The sequence below is a fragment of the Nodosilinea sp. FACHB-141 genome, assembly GCF_014696135.1.
Classification (GTDB): Bacteria; Cyanobacteriota; Cyanobacteriia; order Phormidesmidales; family Phormidesmidaceae; genus Nodosilinea.
In genome coordinates this window covers 240,302-256,247 of record NZ_JACJPP010000018.1, presented here as the reverse complement: position 1 = coordinate 256,247, position 15,946 = coordinate 240,302, and the positions used below count along the sequence as shown (strand labels likewise).

Here is a 15,946-nt window from a genome sequence, read left to right as displayed (position 1 = left end):
GGCTGTTTTTACCGACCTATTGCTTTCGAAAAATCGGTATTTTTTAAGTTCCCCTGATCAAATTGAGCATTGGTTAAATTGGCCCCTCGAAACGAGGTGCCAATCAGCTGGCTGACCCCGTGGCCCACTGCCCGTAGCGAGCAGATGGCAAACCATACATAGACCAGCGACAAAGCGCCTAAGCAAACGCCCCAGATGTACTGTCTAGCGCTCAAATGGGCGATCGCCGCAGTCCATATTAAAAAGGAGAACCCATAGGCAGCAATTGCGCCCATGGCAGGAATGAAAACTCCCATGGGCCTCTTAGCCATCAAACTAAAGACGATCGCGAGGCCGGCTCCGGCAACTGCACCTGCGATCGCAGCCTTAAGATTTTGGTCAAAGTAGCTGCCAAGGTAGAAAAAGCCTAGCAACGCCGCCGAACAAACGCCAGATAGATACAGCCCTGCTCGACTAGCGCTGACATCCCGCCCGACTAGAGCGTGGCTCACCGAACCAACCCCCGCCACGCCTGAAAAGATGTGCAGCATGACGACAGATATCCAGGCCGATTGCTCTGGCGTCTGCCCCAAAGCGCCGAAAACCATATGGCTCAGTCCATAGGCAAGCGCTAAAGCAAATGCTCCAGCCACCACAAGCGGTAGAAACACTTGGCGACGGGTTTGTCCTGTTCGAGAGTGCTCAAAATTAGCCCCTACTAGTTGGGCATGGCCAAAGTCACAGCCTCGAATATCAGAACCCCTAAAATCAGCACCACTCAGGTTTCTGCCCCTAAAGGAGCGGTTGCGTAAATCTCGATTGCTAAAATCGAGGGAATCCAAACCACCCATACGCTATCTGTGCTGAAACGAGTAGGACGACAATGGCAGTTAATCGTCGCAACAGTGCTACTGCTGCCTTTGATTTTATATGCACAGCTCTGTTTTCAACGCCCCCCTCAAACGCTTGCTCAGCAAACCCTTTTCCCCGGAATTAACTATCAGCGGAGCGTGCATTCTTCTCCTCGCCCCTACATCCTGCATCTCATTACCCTTGATTTGACAACCCCTGGCATCCGAGCCTTCACTACTCCGGGCAGGCCTACAGAAAATCGGGGCGAGACCACGGCACGGACAACGTCAGAATTTTTGCAGGAATTTAACCTGCAGCTGGCAATCAATGCCAATTACTTCTATCCGTTTCGTGAAAAGGCTCCTTGGGACTTCCATCCCCACAGGGGCGATCGCGTCAACGTGGTAGGCCAAGCTATTGCCGATGGCACTGCCTATGCTTCTGCTGAAGCAGATTGGCCAGCCCTCTGTATTTCCCCAGCTAATCGGGCCCAAATTTCGGAGACAGGCGAATGTCCTGTCGGTACCGCCCAGGCCGTTGCAGGCCGAGATCTGTTAATCCTTAACAACAACCCGGTTGCCCTGAACGGTGAGCCCGAGTCGGATCAGCCCTACTCTCGTACGGCAGTGGCTGTAGATAAGACGGGGGAAACGCTATGGTTGGCCATTGTCGATGGCAAGCAGCCTCTCTACAGTGAGGGCATTACCCTGGCAGAGCTAACCGAAGTCTTCAAGCAGCTTGAGGTTGACACGGCGCTCTGTTTAGACGGCGGGGGTTCATCCACTTTAGTCGTCAAAACCGGGTCAAGGCCAACGGTTCTAAATGCTCCCGCTCATACCAAAATTCCAATGCGGGAGCGTCCGGTGGCTAACCATTTAGGGTTTTACGCTCAAACGTGATGGTTCTGCCCCAAACCCGCAGGAAATTTTGGCAGCGGTGCAATCCATCCTGTAGCCTCAATTCTGTTGCCATCTAAACGTCCTGTGCTCATAGAACGTCCATTTACTGATGAAGACCGAATTGAGTCGCTGAAGGCCGCGGTGCTGGCCGGTGTTGCGGCGGGAATGGTTGCCGCTGGGCTGCTGTTGGCCCACCGAATGCCTGCCGTAGGCTTTGGCGCAGCTTTAGCATCCCTTAGGGCAGGACTCAGCGGCAGCACCTTTTGGATCAGCGCGGCGATCGCGGGCTTCTCCGGCGGTCTCTTCGGTATTACCTATCGCTACGCCGTGCGGCAGGATGATAACCCTCAGCTAAAAGCCGGGGTGGTGCTGGCCTTTAGCCTGGTGCGGGGGCTGGCCCTGGTGAGTGTGGCGGCGGCGGTGAGTTTGCAGGGCTGGTCGTTTGCGGTAGCGATTGCAGAAAGCCTGCTGATATTCGCCACCGCCGCCGCTAGCTTGGAACTGGCGCGGCAGCAAAAATGGATAAAACCTGTGAAATGAGTCAGGAATTTTAGGAGTCCATGCCCAGAATTTTTTGAGCGAGGGCCAAGGCCTGGGGACGACTGAGTTTGCCCTGGGCGGTTTTAGGTAAGTCGCTGACGAGAATCCACTGCTTGGGCAGTTTGTAAGCGGACAACAGCGATCGCAGTCGCTCGGGTAGACCTGGCAGCAGTTTTGGGGAATTCATCACCACTAGAGCACAGAGCCGCTGACCCCAGCGATCGCAGGGCAACCCCACCACACAGGCATCGCTCACCCAGCCCGTCGCCAGTAGCACCGCCTCAATGTCTTCAGGGAAAACATTCTCGCCGCCGGTAATAATCTTGGTGCTGCTGCGCCCAACAATATATAGATAACCTTTGTTGTCGAGATAGCCAATATCATCGGTAACGAAGGGTACTCCCCCCATAGGGTGGGCACTGCCCACTACTGAGGCCTGTTCGCTGAAACCACCACGATATTCCAAGGCTAAGGATTTGGCCTGAATAATCACCCGTCCCGCTTGCCCCGATCGCTGGGGTTGACCTTGGTCATTAAGAATAGTGAGCTTGACGTGGGGCAGCGGTCTGCCGCTGCTGCGGTGCCCGGCCAAAAAATCCTCTGGCAGCAGGGTGGCGACCTGGGCAGCGGTTTCGGTCATGCCGTAGGTGAGGGCGACGGGAATTTGAGCGACTTGGGCCTGATCGAGGAGTGATCGACCCGCTGGAGCGCCCCCCAGCAATACTGCTCGAAAACTTCGCAGCCAGAGAATAAATTCATTACCCAAAGCCAGCAGTTCTTGCAGCTGAGTTGGCACCAGCGAGATGAACCCGCCGGGTTTCAGCAGCAACCGCTCTTCGCTTTTGAGTTGGCTGTAGGATTGCAGCGCCAGCTCGCCCCCCGAAGTAAGCACCCGCAGAGCCTGCATCAGCCCGCTGACGTGGAACAGCGGCAGCACGCAGTAGGCATTTACGACCTCTACTCCAAAGTGAATCCGAAATCCTTCAATGGAGACGCTCAGGGTCTCCCAACTGTGCACCGCAAATTTGATCTGTCCAGACGAGCCGCCTGTGGGAATGAGAATTTGCCCCGGCTGACTTTCCACAACTTGGCAGGGATAGCCTTTGATTCCCGGCCAGATCGGAGCATCCCATCGAGGGCTGACTAAGGCTTGTAGCTGCTGACGCTCGCGATCGCCCCAGCGAGGGTTAGCCAACACCACGGTGCAACCCTCCGACCAAGCCGCCAGACAGGTTGCTAAAAACTGAAGTGGGTCAGGCTCGGCAAGCAAAACTCCGGAGCTATGTGAACCGCAAGATGATCTGTACGCAGCAAAAATAGGAATCAGTTCGCTCAAACGTTGCCAAAACGACCGACTGCTGGGGCCAATTAACCAGTTGTCGCCCCAGCGAGTTTGAAGCAGCGCTTTTAAAGTCTCTCCCATAGCTCGGCCGGGGTGAGGGTATCCCAGTTGTCGGCAAACCACCCCTGGGTGCCAAAGCCGAGGGCTGGGGCCGGAGCTGGAGAACAACGGGCGGCGATCGCCAAGGCAGCTCGTCGTCCGATTACAGTTTCAAAAGCAGAAGAAAAGACGAGTCGGGGGAGATTCTTTTGGCAAAATGCTTCTAGTTCCTGGGGCGAGCCAGCGATCGCTGGTTTGACCACAAACACCCCCCGCCAGCCTTGATCCCAACAATTCTCTAGCTGAGCCACCGTAGCGACCGATTCATCGAGAGCGATCGCCGTTTGATAACCATTCCCCAGTGCTGTCATCTCCGTTAGCTGATCGGGCGGCAGCGGCTGCTCTAAATATTCAATAGTAGCTAGTTGAGGATTGGTGTTGACGCGATCGCAGGCCACCAACCATTGCTTGGCTTGGGCCGAACTCAGCCCCCCATTGGCATCTAGCCGCAGCCGAGCGTCGAGAGGAAGGGCTTGTACCAGCTGATTTAACCAGTGAATTTCATCAGTGATGGGGTGCACGCCAATTTTCCACTTCAGGGTGCGATGGCCCTGGGCAAAGCGCTGGGGGGCGATTGCTAAAGCCCTCTCACCAGCGGGCAGGAGGCCGCAAATGGCTGTGCTCGACGGTTCCTGCCAAATGTCAAAATTTTCTGCTGCTAACTCTGCCATTGCAGATTCCAACCCAAACTGGGTGGCAGGCAGCTCAGCAGGAACGGGGTGCGATCGCCACTCACTCCCCTGAGCCTGGCAAAACGCCAGCGCCTCAGCCACCGATTCACTGCCAAACCAAGGAATTGGAGCCACCTCGCCGTAACCCACGCGACCCAAACTATCCTCAAGGCGGATTAGCAGACCCTCTCGCCACATCCAAGGGCCATGAGCCGTTTGCAATGGCTGAGCAAACCGCCGTCGGTAGGGCTTAAGCGCTAGCTCAACCCCCATAGGCGCTCAACCAAAACCCTAGGCTCAATAGCACCCCGCTCCAGGAGTGAAAGCCAATGGCAAAAAACTTGGCGTTGAAGACCCGCTGGGGCTGGTCGTGGTAGCGGGTGACGTGGCGACTCAGCCGCCAGGCCGACAGCAGGCTGCCAAACACCAGCGCCGTCCAGATGGGGAATAGCCCAAGCAATAGGCCAAGGGCGGCAATCGCAAACACAAGCCCACAGGTCCACGGAATCAGCGCCGCCCCTCGCTTCGTGCCCAGACGCACAATGGGCGATCGCTTGCCTGCCGCAATATCATCATCCACCTGGTGAAAGTGGGAGCAAAACAGCACCAGAGTCGTGGTCAGCCCCACCATTACCCCTGCCATTTGGCTGCCCCAAGACCAGCTCTGGGTTTGGCTATAGTAGGCCGCCCCCATCGCCAGGGGGCCAAAGCTAAAAAAGCACAGCACTTCCCCCAGCCCCTGGTAGCCCAAACGAAAGGGCGGTCCCTGGTACATGTAGCCCAGCCCGCAGCAGAGCAGGACGATCGCTAGCACGGTGGGGTCTTGCTGGGCCAGGGCGATCGCCACAATGCCAGCAATGCCTAAGCCCAAACACAGGTTTGCCAAGGCAAAAACCAGCCGCCGATTGCGCGTCAGGTTAACGACAGAATGCGCTTTATTAACATCAATGCCGGTCTCCGAGTCAAACACATCATTACTGAGGTTTTCCCAGGCCAAAATAAGCACCGCCGCCAGCAGAAATAGCGCAAAAATACCGCTGTCAAACTGGCCTGTTTCAGCGTAAGCGATCGCGCTGCCCACCACCATCGGCATGATGGCAACGCTATACATAGGGGGCTTTATAGCCGCTAGCCAGAGTTTGCGGTCAGCTTGGTTTACCGATTGGGTGGTCATAGCACTGTAATTCCTTCAGGCCTAGCATATCGCTAAGCTGGGCCATGGCCGAAGCCAGCTTTACAATCGCCACTTTTCTAACGCTGCTAAATATACGTAGGCACTAGTCTAAAAAGTTACGTGAAAATCCATAGCAAATTGTGAATTTAGCTTGTGCATATTAAAGCCACAGGCATCTGTCGCGTCGGGCGGGGTCTAGTGCATCTACTCTAAGGAGGCCCCAGCTATGTCCAGTCGCGGATTAAATCTGTGCACCCTATCCGGCAATGTCGCCGCCGACCCTCAGGTGCGTCACGTTGAGCGCAAAACCGGCGGCAGCGCCCAGGTAGCCGAAATGACTATCTACGTCGATCGCATCCCCAGCCGCAAAGATAACGACAGCTTTACCGTTGACATCAGCGTGTGGGAAGGCTCCCCCGCCTGGCGCAAGCTTACCCACGTGAAAAAGGGCTCGCTAATTATCGCCAGCGGTGCGATCGACGCCTCTCCCTACGTCAGCAAAACTGACTCCCAGGCGCGGGCCGGGCTTCAGCTCAAAGCTACCGACATCTTTCTGGATTCTTCTCCCAAAGTTGAAGAACCTAAACCAGAAAGCGAGTTTTAACTATTGAGTTATTCTGCTAGCCTTTGGCCAAGCGGCAACCCTCACGCCACAGGTTGCCTTCGCCAACGTCCCTAGCAGAACCAAGATCCACGGAGAGAGCGCCGTGGGTTGAGAGCGAGGATGCGGGTTTAACCGCATCCTTTTCTAATTTTGGGCTGTTAATTTTGAGCGATCGGTGGCTGAACCGTTGATAGCTGAGCGAAACCGTTCAGGCATTGTCTTTAGCAGCGAAGCCGTCTGTGGCCTGCTGCTGGCGGTAGCTGAGCAGCCAGCTCACCATCGTTGCCCGCCGCGTCAGTCGAGGCACTAGCTGGTCGATGCTATACCCCTTGAACCCCAATTCTTCCTTAAGCAGCTGCTTGTACTCCGGCGGAATCGACCGAGTTAGTTGCACCGTTGCTGGGCGGCTCTCGATAAAGTTTGGCGGCTCTGGGTATTTCTCGGCCCAAGCTGGCTCTACCGCCGAGCTATCCCAGCCATCAGAAATTTCTTGGTAGCCCAGGCTGCGCCACACCAGACGGTTCACGGTGTCGTCATCCAGCTCATCGTTGAGAATGGCCCACAGAGTATCGTCGGTCAATGGAGGCATAGAAAGTTGTCCACCTGGCTAACTGCCACTGAGGTTGAGCTAATCCCTACCAATTTTAAGCCCTGGCTCAGCAGCCCTGAATTGCGCGCTGTGACTGGGATCACGTTGCTTTGGCCTACTACTCACTGCTTTTTGTGCCCATCCACTTCTCTATCCCGTCACATCCTGGCCCCAAACCACACCTAATGATCACAACCATTGGTTAGTAACTGTGCTACCGATCGCCATGCCCTTAGCCTAGAGGACCTTACCATGCAACGCCCCCGTCGCCCCCATCACGTGCTCAGCCTCACCTTCAGCCTGATCAAGTATTTCCTATTTGGGCTAGCGGGCTGCACCATTGCTTACGTTATCGCCCTGGTGCTCGACTTATCCTTCGTAGCTGCGGCCATCGTGTTCTTTCTAGAACAGGTGTTGGCGCGATCGCTCGTTTTGCTGGGCTGTCTGTGGGCGATCGCCGTTATCCACGAGTCGGCCCGCTCCTAGCCCTGGTCGAACCTCCAACCTTTTCGCTATTGTAAAGGAGTATTAAGCTGCCTTTTTCGAGAGCTACTGCTGTGACCACTACCCTGGCGATTCCCGACGTTAAAACCTGGCAATGGCAGGGGTTTTCCATTCGCTACCAGCACATTGGTGGTACGGGTGCCCCGGTGCTGTGCATTCACGGGTTTGGGGCATCGAGCGATCACTGGCGTAAAAACCTGCCGGTCTATGGCGAAAGCTTTCAAGCCTATGCGATCGATCTAATTGGTTTTGGCTTTTCTGACAAACCCACTCCCAATCAACCCTTGCCCTACACCTTCGAGACCTGGGGCCAGCAAATTCTGGACTTTTGCCGCGAGGTGATTGGTCAACCTGCCTACCTGGTGGCCAACTCCATCGGCTGCATCGTGGCGCTCCAGGCCGCTGTGGATGAATCTGAGTGGGTCAAGGGCATAGTGATGCTCAACTGCTCTATTCGCCTGCTGCACGAGCGGCGGCGGGCCGAAATTCCCTGGCACCAGCGCCTTAGTACTCCTATAGTGCAGCAACTGCTGGGCTATTCCCAGGTCGGCCGCTTCTTTTTCTCCCGTATTGCCCAGCGCAAGGTGATTCGCAATTTGCTGGGGCAGGCCTACCACCGCCCTGAGGCCATTACCGACGAGCTGGTTGAGGCCATTCTTGGTCCCGCCCTCACCGAGGGAGCTGCCGACGTGTTTCTGGCCTTTGTGCGCTACTCCCAAGGCCCGCTGCCCGAAGATCTGCTGCCCCAGCTTCAGTGCCCGGTGTGGATTATCTGGGGCCAAGACGATCCTTGGGAGCCGGTAGCTATGGGTCGGGGCCTAGCGAACTATCCGACAGTTCAAGCGATGGAAGAACTGCCAGGCGTGGGCCACTGTCCCCAAGACGAAGCCCCCGAGCTGGTCAATCCACTGGTGCTAGGCTGGTTGAGCCAGGCTGAATTGCCCGCTGAGAGAAAAAATTCCTAAGTACTCTGCCTAGGAATGCGAGAAACATTTCGCCACTCCAGACAGATCGGATTTGCCCGATCGCACTGTTACCAATCTTGAAATAGTCCTGGGTCTGAGGCCAATTTTGGTGCTCAGCGTTGTCCCATTTCTAAAGTGTCTCTAAAGGTTGGCCATCGATCGCAGTCTGCCTTCTTACCATGGAGAAAGCCTGTAGACACAACACTAGGGGATTGTCGCCCTCGCTAGACGCCACAGCCCTATCCCACCGAAAGGAATCCTACGATGGCCGACTACCAACCCGCCGACTCCGCCTTTGCCCTCGATCGCGACTGCACCACCCTCTCCCGCCACGTGCTTGAGCAGCTCCACAGCTTTGGCCCCGAGGCCCAAGACCTCAGCGCCCTGATGAACCGCATTGCTCTGGCCGGTAAGATCATCGCCCGCCACCTGAGCCGCGCCGGGCTGATGGCGACGGCCCTGGGCTTTACGGGCGACACCAACATTCAGGGCGAAGCCGTCAAAAAGATGGATATCTACGCCAACGACGTGTTTATCTCGGTCTTTAAGCAGAGCGGTCTGGTTTGCCGCCTCGCTTCCGAAGAGATGGATCAGCCCTACTACATTCCTGAAAACTGCCCGATTGGCCGCTACACCCTGCTCTACGACCCCATCGACGGGTCATCCAACGTCGACATCAACCTCAACGTCGGCTCTATTTTTTCGATTCGCCGTCAACAGGGTGACGACCTCGACCAGAGCGGCTCTGATTTGCTGCAAGACGGTCGCCAGCAACTGGCGGCGGGCTACATTCTCTACGGCCCCAGCACCGTGCTGGTGTATTCCATTGGCCATGGGGTGCATGCCTTTGTGCTCGACCCCAGCCTGGGCGAATTTATTTTGGCCACTGAAAACATTCAGGTGCCGGCCCATGGCCCCACCTACAGCGTCAACGAGGGCAACTTTTGGCAGTGGGAAGAGGCCATTCGCGACTTTACCCGCTATGTGCACCGTCACGACGGTTATTCAGCCCGCTACACTGGGGCCCTGGTGGCTGATTTCCACCGCATTTTGACCCAGGGGGGCGTGTTTCTCTACCCTGGCACCACCAAAAAGCCCGAGGGCAAGCTGCGGCTGCTCTACGAGACGGCCCCCCTAGCCTTTTTGATTGAGCAGGCCGGTGGCCGGGCCAGCACTGGCACCACAGACATTATGGGGGTGGTACCCGGCGAAATTCACCAGCGCACGCCCTTTGTAGTGGGCAGCCGCGACGACGTGGCTCTGGTGGAGTCCTTCATTCAAGACCACAGCCGCCGCCAAAGCACCCTGCTGGCCAATTAAATCTGGGGCAGGGCGGGGGACTGCTCACTTGGGCGTTGGCGTTTGTGAAGCGTTCCGAAGGAAAGCCTCTCTGGATGAGAATCGCCCCAGCCCGTTAAACCCCATTTAAACTGGTTAGGTAAAGCTAAACCGGTAGCCTGGGCTACGGCCTAAACCGCAGATTGGTTTTATTTAATACCTTTCTTCAGGGGTTAGTTAAGACCGTCTATAGTCTCACTAGATTTGTAAAATCTGCTGTCAATATAGATTTCGATTTCTGTTATTTGTAGGTGGCTGCCGCGATCGCCAATCCAGCCATTACCAGCCTTGTCAGTGCGTCGTTACTAACGTTTACTCCCCACGCTTATGGTGTCCTTACTTGAAAATCCCCTGCGCAGTGGTCTCCAACAAGACCGGATTCCTGAGCCGCAGATTTTGGTCATCTTTGGGGCCTCGGGCGACCTCACCCAGCGCAAAATTGTGCCCGCCATCTACCAGATGCGGCGCGAGCGGCGGCTGCCCCCCGAGCTGACGATCGTAGGTGTCGCCCGCCGCGAGTGGAGCCACGAATTCTTTCGCGAGCACCTGCGCGAAGGGGTCGAAGAATTTGGCAACGGCCTCGGCTTTGAGGCCATTTGGAACGACTTTGCCCGGGGGCTGTTTTACTGCCCCGGCGACATTGACGACCCTGAGTTTTACCAGTCTCTCAAAAAATTCTTGGCTGAGCTCGACCAGGAGCGAGGTACCCAAGGCAATCGGGTGTTCTACCTCTCGGTGGCGCCACGCTTTTTTGGCGAAGCGACCGAGCAGCTGGGCGCAGCGGGCATGCTCGAAGACCCTGATAAGCAGCGGCTGATCATCGAAAAGCCCTTTGGCAAAGACCTCTCCTCGGCGCGGGTGCTCAACCGGGTGGTGCAGAGCGTGTGCAACGAGCGCCAGATCTACCGCATCGACCACTACCTGGGCAAAGAAACCGTTCAAAACCTGATGGTGTTTCGCTTTGCCAACGCCATCTTTGAACCGCTGTGGAACCGGCAGTTTGTGGACCACGTGCAGATTACCGTGGCTGAAACTGTGGGCCTAGAGGGCCGGGCGGGCTACTACGAAACCGCTGGGGCACTGCGCGACATGGTGCAAAACCACCTGATGCAGCTGTTTTGCCTCACTGCCATGGAGCCTCCCAACTCCCTCGACGCCGACAGCATTCGCAACGAGAAGACCAAGGTGCTTCAGGCTACCCGCCTCAGCGACATCGACGATATCAGCCAGGCGGCAGTACGTGGCCAGTATTCAGGCGGCTGGATGAAGGGTCAAGCGGTGCCGGGCTACCGTGAAGAGGAGGGTGCCAGCCCTCAGTCGACGGTGCAGACCTTTAGTGCCATCAAGCTAGAGATCGACAACTGGCGCTGGAAAGGGGTGCCCTTTTACATGCGCACCGGCAAGCGCATGCCTAAGAAGGTCAGCGAAATTTCCATCCACTTTAAGGAAGTGCCCCACCTGATGTTTCAGTCGGCCGCCCAGCAGATGAACCACAACGTGCTGGCTCTGCGGATTCAGCCCGATGAGGGCATCTCCATGCGGTTTGAGGTAAAAACCCCCGGCAACTCCCTGCGGACGCGATCGGTGGATATGGACTTCCGCTACGATGCCGCCTTTGGCCAGGCCAATACCGACGCCTACGCTCGCCTGATCGTTGACTGCATGCTGGCCGACCAAACCCTATTTACCCGCGGCGACGAGGTCGAGGCCTCGTGGCGGTTGCTGACCCCCCTGCTCGAAGCCTGGGACGCCCCCGCCGATCCAAAAGCAATCCCGATGTATGAGGCGGGCACCTGGGGACCGGTTGAGGCCGAGTTTTTGCTGAACAAAGACGGGCGGCGCTGGCGACGGCTGTAGACGGCGATCGCCCCTAGCTGAGCCTAATTTCTCAAGTCTTATACACCACTGCCCCCTTATTCACCGCACTATGACTACTACTCCTGTCGTTGCCCTTCAAAAACCTAAAGACATTTCCCTCGACGAGATCGAGTCAGAGCTGCACAAGATCTGGCACCAGCAAGATACTGGGGCTGCTACCCCGATGGCCACTCGGGCCACCACCTTCACCATGGTGATCTACGAGCCTGAAGAGGTGCAGCAAATCTTGGCGGCCCTGGGGCACTACACGGGCTACATTGACGGCAACCACGGCCCCCAAACCCGCGATGCCATTCGCCATGCCCAGATTGCCTACGACCTGCGGGTGACCGGCCGTGTTGACCCCCCCACCCTGGCTCGAGTGCGCCAAGAATACGCCCAGCTTTCGGCAGCCCAAAAGCTTTACCCCAACCTTGATCAGCGGGGGTTTAGCCTCAGCGAGTCGATTTCGGCCCACAACCCCTGCCGCATCATTAGCCTCTGCCCCACCTTTGGGGAAGATACGGGGGTAACGGCCCAGGTGTCGGTATATTGCCCAGTACAAAAGAAAAGCACGGGCAACCTGATTTGCTGCGAGTACATCAATCTGCGGGGCACCAAGGCTGCCCTAGAGCGGGTGAGCGATTTGGTGGCGTCGCTGACCCTGCCAGAGCTGCCCAAGTTTGTCTGGTGGAAGGCTACTCCCAGCCCAGAGCAGTTAATTTTTCAAAACCTAGCTCGGGAAAGCAACTGCATTATTGTCGACTCCAGCTACTTTAGCGATGCCGAGGCCGAGCTGCACAAAATGCAGGAGCTGATTGAGTCGGGCACCTACATTGCCGACCTCAACTGGCACCGGCTGGCCCCCTGGCAAGAGTTGACCGCCGCTGCCTTTGACCCTCCCGAGCGACGTGAATCGCTGCTTGATGTAGACCGCATCAGCATCGACTATGAGCAGGGCAACGCGGCGCAGGCGCTGCTCTACCTAGGCTGGTTTGCCAGCCGTCTGGGCTGGCATCCCATCGGCTATGTCGAAGAAGGTGGCATCTACAACATCAAAAAGATTCACTTTAAAGGACCCAACGACTTGGCCATTGAGGCTGAGCTGGCGGGCATTCCGGTGGCCGATTTGGGAGAAGTCATTGGCGACCTCACTGGGCTGCGGCTGTTATCCACCGATAAGAATGCCAACTGCTGCACTATTTTGTGCTCTGAGACCTCGGGCTGTATGCGCATGGAGGCCGGTGGCGGTGCCCAAGCCTGTCAGGTAGAGCAGGTGACCGCCCTGTCTGACCAAAAGGCTGACTTTATGCTGGGCCAGCAGCTTCAGCGCTGGGGAGAGGACGTGCTTTACGAGGAAAGCTTGGCGATGGTGGCGAAGATCATGCATCTGCTTTAGGCCTCCGATACAGGTTCCTGAGCCATTTTTGGCCCACGCAGTCGAAAGGGCAGAGACTCTGTAGATCTTCTACAGTGGCAAGCAGTGTCTATCCTGTTGTTGATGCCACCCCAAGCTGCTGTAGAAACGCTTACTGTCGGTCAAACCCAGCTGCTGCTCCTGCCGGAGTGGGCGGTTTACGTCGAGACGCTGGGGGCGCTGCTGGTGTCAGATGTGCACCTGGGCAAGGCAGAAACGTTTCAGCATTACGGGCTGCCCGTGCCTAGCCAGGTCAACCATGGCACCCTTGGGCGACTTGAGGCCCTATGCGCCCAGCACAGGCCCAATTCACTGTGGATTTTGGGCGACCTCTTCCACGGGCGTGTGGGCATGGACGATGAGGTAATTGACGCCTGGCTGAAGTTTTTGCACCGCACCCAGGTGAGTGCTCATCTCATTCTCGGCAACCACGATCGCCCCCTGGAAGACATCCTGACCCAGCTCTCAGTGGAATGCTTTGTGGAAGCAGTGGAGGTCGGGGGCGTCTTGTTTAGCCACGAGCCCGACCTGGACCCAAACCGGCTGAATATCTGCGGGCACATTCACCCCTGTTTTCGCTTGAGCATGGGGTGCGATCGCCTGCGCCTACCCTGCTTTCACTGGCAGCCTCGGCAGAGCCGGCTGACGCTGCCCTCCTTTGGCGAGTTTACCGGCGGCTATGACATTGCTCTGGCGGCGGGGGAGATGGCCTACGTGGTGGCGGAGGGGGCGGTAGTGGGTTTTGGTAGGTGATAGGAGTAGGGGGTTAGGGAGTTAGGGGTAAGGATTGTTGCAGAATCGGAACTCTCACAGCTAAACGTCAACCGCTCTGGGGGCAGGCGCTATGCTATATCTCTGATTTCCTGGAGGGAGTGGTTATGGCCTGGGGCAAGCGGTGGATGACGTGGGGACTCTGCGGCGTGCTGAGTTTGACGGTGCCTGGCTGCTGGTGGCGCGATAACGATGCGGCGGTCGAGGTGCTTCCCATTGATGAGGAGCCGTCGGTGGTGAGCGACCCTGCCGCTTCGACCCCGGGCACTACCCCCGCCCCCCGTCCTACGCCCAACCCGCCGGAACCTGGGGTGGGTGGAATAGGGACAGCGATGAACCCACCCCAAGCGGCGCAGCTGATCGCGGATCAGCCCGAGGCGCAGATCAATCTGCGCTCGCAGCCTTCCGCCGACTCCACGGCCAAGGGCTACGGCCTGGTGGGCGACCCGGTCGAGCTGCTGCGATCGACCGAGGGCAGCGACGGCACCTGGTACTTCGTCAAATTTGACAAGTCTGGGGCCGAGGGCTGGATTCGCGGCGATTTTATCAACACTGCTGGACGAGCTACCCCTCTATCCCAGCAGGCTGACGAGAGCAACACCTGCGAGGGCGTAATGGAAGGTATGGCTTTCACTGCCTTCTACGACGCCAGCGGCTTTCACCTAGTGCGCTTCGTCAACCTAGAAACTAAAAACACCTTCGATGCTACCCTCAACCGCCAGGGCAGCAGCAACGACGGACAGCCCCTATACCAGGGCAGCGCCAGTCCGCCCGCTGGCGGCAGTTATCCTGTGGCGCTGACCGATCTCTCGGGGGGTAACCCCCGTAGCGGTTCTCAGGTGAGTCTAAATTACACAGGGATTGAGGGGAGCGCGACCTGTAAGTAGGGCGCGGGGATTGGGGAAGTAACTTTGATAAAACCATCACTCCATCACTTCCTGCCCCATCACTCCTTACCGCAATTTAATTGAGTAACCCATCCCAGAGAGAAGTGCGCTGATAAGATTGGAGCGCAGAGCCGCCACCCAACTCAGCCTGGAACCATGGAACTGTTAGTGCATCGGCCATGGCTGATAGAGCGCTGCGATCGCCCCCAAGCAACCTTTCGACTGCTTCCCTTACCCCCAGGTTAAATGACTTCTGAATCTTTACCTGCCACCGTCGCGATCGTGCACGAGTGGCTCGTCAGCTGGGCGGGATCAGAAAAAGTCGTCGAGCAAATGTTGGCGGTGTGCCCTCGGGCGGATGTCTTTAGCTTGGTGCAGTTCTTAGAACCCGAGGCGGTATCTCTAATCCCACCAGGGACTCGGGTTGAGACCTCCTTTCTGCAAAACCTACCCGGGGCGCGGCGGCACTTTCGTCAATATCTGCCGCTGATGCCCTTGGCGGTGGAGCAGTTTGACCTCTCAGACTATGACCTAGTGCTCTCCAGTAACCACGCCGTGGCCAAGGGAGTGCTCACTCGTCCCCACCAGCTCCACGTCAGCTATGTACACACACCCGTTCGCTACGCGTGGGATTTGCAGCACCAGTACCTCCAGCAGGCGGGGCTCACCCGAGGTGCCAAAAGCGCCCTCACCCGCTTGATTTTGCATTACCTGCGCCTGTGGGATCTCGCCGCTGCCCACCGAGTCGACTGCTTTGTGGCTAACTCCCGCTACGTAGCTCGCCGCATTTGGAAAACCTACCGCCGCCCCGCCACCGTGATCTACCCGCCGGTGGCAGTCGATCGCTTCTGCTGGCAGCAGCCCCGCGATGACTTTTATCTCACGGTGTCGCGCTGCGTGCCCTACAAGCGAGTCGATCTCACCGTGGAGGCGTTTAACCGCCTCGGGTTGCCCCTGGTGGTGATTGGCGACGGGCCAGCTCTGGCCGAGCTACAGCGATCGGCCAAACCGAATATCACCTTTTTGCGGAACCCTGCGGACGCGGTGGTGTCAGATCATATGGCGCGTTGTCGAGGGTTTATTTTTCCGGCGGAAGAAGACTTTGGCATCACCGTAGTCGAAGCCCAAGCGGCGGGGGCACCCGTGATTGCCTACGGTCAGGGCGGCTGTGTCGAAACCGTCCAGCCGGGGAAAACTGGGCTACTGTTTAGCCAGCAAACGGTGGATCACCTAGTGCAGGCCGTGCAGCATTTTGCCCAACACGGAGTCGAGTTTGAAGCTGAAGCCATTCGCCACCATGCCGAAACTTTTTCCGAGTCAAGATTTCGCCAGGAATTAACCACCTATATGGCAGATAAATGGCTGAAATTTCGGCAGGGCAATGAATTAGAGTAGTGTCGGTGTTTCAGGAGTGTTGGGGAAATTTATGTTTCCTCTTGAGCGCACGGTTCATCCAGT

The 15,946-nt window shown here is 57.2% G+C and carries 16 protein-coding genes and 1 pseudogene; 11 read left to right on the top strand and 6 right to left on the bottom strand.

All coding sequences use genetic code 11. From position 1 onward, the window contains the following. Window positions 1-8: 8 nt before the first annotated feature. Both H6F59_RS19485 and H6F59_RS27720 read right to left on the bottom strand, forming a co-directional pair. Entirely contained in the window at window positions 9-587 is a 579-nt protein-coding gene (locus H6F59_RS19485) for a pentapeptide repeat-containing protein (protein ID WP_242021573.1), read from the bottom strand. 105 nt (window positions 588-692) lie between these two features. Beyond that, window positions 693-830, bottom strand: a pseudogene (locus tag H6F59_RS27720) (pentapeptide repeat-containing protein); the annotation flags it as partial. A 159-nt stretch (window positions 831-989) separates the two neighbouring features. Between H6F59_RS27720 and H6F59_RS19480 the strand changes: the two are divergent. After that, window positions 990-1,730, top strand: coding sequence for a phosphodiester glycosidase family protein (locus tag H6F59_RS19480; RefSeq protein WP_313887256.1), 741 nt, complete (start codon window positions 990-992; stop codon window positions 1,728-1,730). 84 nt (window positions 1,731-1,814) lie between these two features. Beyond that, entirely contained in the window at window positions 1,815-2,270 is a 456-nt protein-coding gene (locus H6F59_RS19475) for a hypothetical protein (RefSeq protein ID WP_313887255.1), read from the top strand. A 10-nt stretch (window positions 2,271-2,280) separates the two neighbouring features. Here the strand turns inward: H6F59_RS19475 and H6F59_RS19470 are convergent, their stop codons facing one another. The 3 genes from H6F59_RS19470 to menA are packed head-to-tail and all read right to left on the bottom strand — an operon-like array spanning window position 2,281 to window position 5,556. Beyond that, on the bottom strand, window positions 2,281-3,693 hold the full coding sequence (locus tag H6F59_RS19470) for an AMP-binding protein (RefSeq protein ID WP_190704152.1): 1,413 nt from the start codon (window positions 3,691-3,693) through the stop codon (window positions 2,281-2,283). After that, window positions 3,678-4,655: an o-succinylbenzoate synthase gene (locus tag H6F59_RS19465; RefSeq protein WP_190704149.1), complete on the bottom strand. Its 978-nt coding sequence runs from the start codon at window positions 4,653-4,655 to the stop codon at window positions 3,678-3,680. The genes H6F59_RS19470 and H6F59_RS19465 overlap by 16 nt, the downstream gene beginning before the upstream one ends. Further along, on the bottom strand, window positions 4,645-5,556 hold the full coding sequence (gene menA / locus H6F59_RS19460) for a 2-carboxy-1,4-naphthoquinone phytyltransferase (protein WP_190704146.1): 912 nt from the start codon (window positions 5,554-5,556) through the stop codon (window positions 4,645-4,647). Before menA ends, H6F59_RS19465 begins: the two co-directional genes overlap by 11 nt. Before the next feature lie 226 nt (window positions 5,557-5,782). On the opposite strand from menA, the gene H6F59_RS19455 reads away from it, so the two are divergent. Continuing rightward, window positions 5,783-6,160, top strand: coding sequence for a single-stranded DNA-binding protein (locus tag H6F59_RS19455; protein WP_190516203.1), 378 nt, complete (start codon window positions 5,783-5,785; stop codon window positions 6,158-6,160). A gap of 208 nt (window positions 6,161-6,368) precedes the next feature. On the opposite strand, the gene H6F59_RS19450 is transcribed toward H6F59_RS19455, so the two are convergent. Next, window positions 6,369-6,749, bottom strand: coding sequence for a DUF1823 family protein (locus H6F59_RS19450; RefSeq protein ID WP_190704143.1), 381 nt, complete (start codon window positions 6,747-6,749; stop codon window positions 6,369-6,371). A 252-nt stretch (window positions 6,750-7,001) separates the two neighbouring features. Here H6F59_RS19450 and H6F59_RS19445 point away from each other — a divergent pair, with 252 nt between their 5' ends. The 8 genes from H6F59_RS19445 (at window position 7,002) to H6F59_RS19410 (ending at window position 15,883) form a co-directional block, all read left to right on the top strand. Further along, window positions 7,002-7,235, top strand: a complete 234-nt coding sequence (locus H6F59_RS19445; protein ID WP_190704140.1) for a hypothetical protein — start codon at window positions 7,002-7,004, stop codon at window positions 7,233-7,235. Between the two features lie 71 nt (window positions 7,236-7,306). Beyond that, window positions 7,307-8,218, top strand: a complete 912-nt coding sequence (locus H6F59_RS19440; protein WP_190704137.1) for an alpha/beta fold hydrolase — start codon at window positions 7,307-7,309, stop codon at window positions 8,216-8,218. A 264-nt stretch (window positions 8,219-8,482) separates the two neighbouring features. Next, the gene (gene fbp / locus H6F59_RS19435; protein ID WP_190704133.1) at window positions 8,483-9,538 is read left to right on the top strand and encodes a class 1 fructose-bisphosphatase; all 1,056 of its coding nucleotides are present in this window, start codon (window positions 8,483-8,485) and stop codon (window positions 9,536-9,538) included. Between the two features lie 345 nt (window positions 9,539-9,883). Then, window positions 9,884-11,413: a glucose-6-phosphate dehydrogenase gene (gene zwf / locus H6F59_RS19430; protein ID WP_190704130.1), complete on the top strand. Its 1,530-nt coding sequence runs from the start codon at window positions 9,884-9,886 to the stop codon at window positions 11,411-11,413. Between the two features lie 70 nt (window positions 11,414-11,483). Then, a complete protein-coding gene (gene opcA, locus H6F59_RS19425) occupies window positions 11,484-12,812 on the top strand; it encodes a glucose-6-phosphate dehydrogenase assembly protein OpcA (protein ID WP_190516215.1) in 1,329 nt (442 codons plus the stop codon). 102 nt (window positions 12,813-12,914) lie between these two features. Then, window positions 12,915-13,583, top strand: a complete 669-nt coding sequence (pdeM, locus tag H6F59_RS19420; protein WP_190704127.1) for a ligase-associated DNA damage response endonuclease PdeM — start codon at window positions 12,915-12,917, stop codon at window positions 13,581-13,583. Between the two features lie 125 nt (window positions 13,584-13,708). Beyond that, complete coding sequence (locus H6F59_RS19415) at window positions 13,709-14,488, top strand: SH3 domain-containing protein (protein WP_242021571.1); 780 nt, start codon at window positions 13,709-13,711, stop codon at window positions 14,486-14,488. A 246-nt stretch (window positions 14,489-14,734) separates the two neighbouring features. After that, the gene (locus H6F59_RS19410) at window positions 14,735-15,883 is read left to right on the top strand and encodes a glycosyltransferase family 4 protein (protein WP_190704124.1); all 1,149 of its coding nucleotides are present in this window, start codon (window positions 14,735-14,737) and stop codon (window positions 15,881-15,883) included. The last annotated feature ends 63 nt before the right edge of the window (window positions 15,884-15,946 follow it).

What these genes read in the sequence shown, in the direction of transcription:
- H6F59_RS19445 (WP_190704140.1), top strand. Translation starts at nt 7,002, where the DNA reads ATGCAACGCCCCCGTCGCCCCCATCACGTGCTCAGCCTCACCTTCAGC.
- H6F59_RS19465 (WP_190704149.1), bottom strand. Translation starts at nt 4,655, where the DNA reads ATGGGGGTTGAGCTAGCGCTTAAGCCCTACCGACGGCGGTTTGCTCAG.
- H6F59_RS19450 (WP_190704143.1), bottom strand. Translation starts at nt 6,749, where the DNA reads ATGCCTCCATTGACCGACGATACTCTGTGGGCCATTCTCAACGATGAG.
- H6F59_RS19470 (WP_190704152.1), bottom strand. Translation starts at nt 3,693, where the DNA reads ATGGGAGAGACTTTAAAAGCGCTGCTTCAAACTCGCTGGGGCGACAAC.
- menA (WP_190704146.1), bottom strand. Translation starts at nt 5,556, where the DNA reads ATGACCACCCAATCGGTAAACCAAGCTGACCGCAAACTCTGGCTAGCG.
- H6F59_RS19415 (WP_242021571.1), top strand. Translation starts at nt 13,709, where the DNA reads ATGGCCTGGGGCAAGCGGTGGATGACGTGGGGACTCTGCGGCGTGCTG.
- H6F59_RS19485 (WP_242021573.1), bottom strand. Translation starts at nt 587, where the DNA reads ATGGTTTTCGGCGCTTTGGGGCAGACGCCAGAGCAATCGGCCTGGATA.
- fbp (WP_190704133.1), top strand. Translation starts at nt 8,483, where the DNA reads ATGGCCGACTACCAACCCGCCGACTCCGCCTTTGCCCTCGATCGCGAC.
- H6F59_RS19455 (WP_190516203.1), top strand. Translation starts at nt 5,783, where the DNA reads ATGTCCAGTCGCGGATTAAATCTGTGCACCCTATCCGGCAATGTCGCC.
- pdeM (WP_190704127.1), top strand. Translation starts at nt 12,915, where the DNA reads ATGCCACCCCAAGCTGCTGTAGAAACGCTTACTGTCGGTCAAACCCAG.
- opcA (WP_190516215.1), top strand. Translation starts at nt 11,484, where the DNA reads ATGACTACTACTCCTGTCGTTGCCCTTCAAAAACCTAAAGACATTTCC.
- zwf (WP_190704130.1), top strand. Translation starts at nt 9,884, where the DNA reads ATGGTGTCCTTACTTGAAAATCCCCTGCGCAGTGGTCTCCAACAAGAC.
- H6F59_RS19410 (WP_190704124.1), top strand. Translation starts at nt 14,735, where the DNA reads ATGACTTCTGAATCTTTACCTGCCACCGTCGCGATCGTGCACGAGTGG.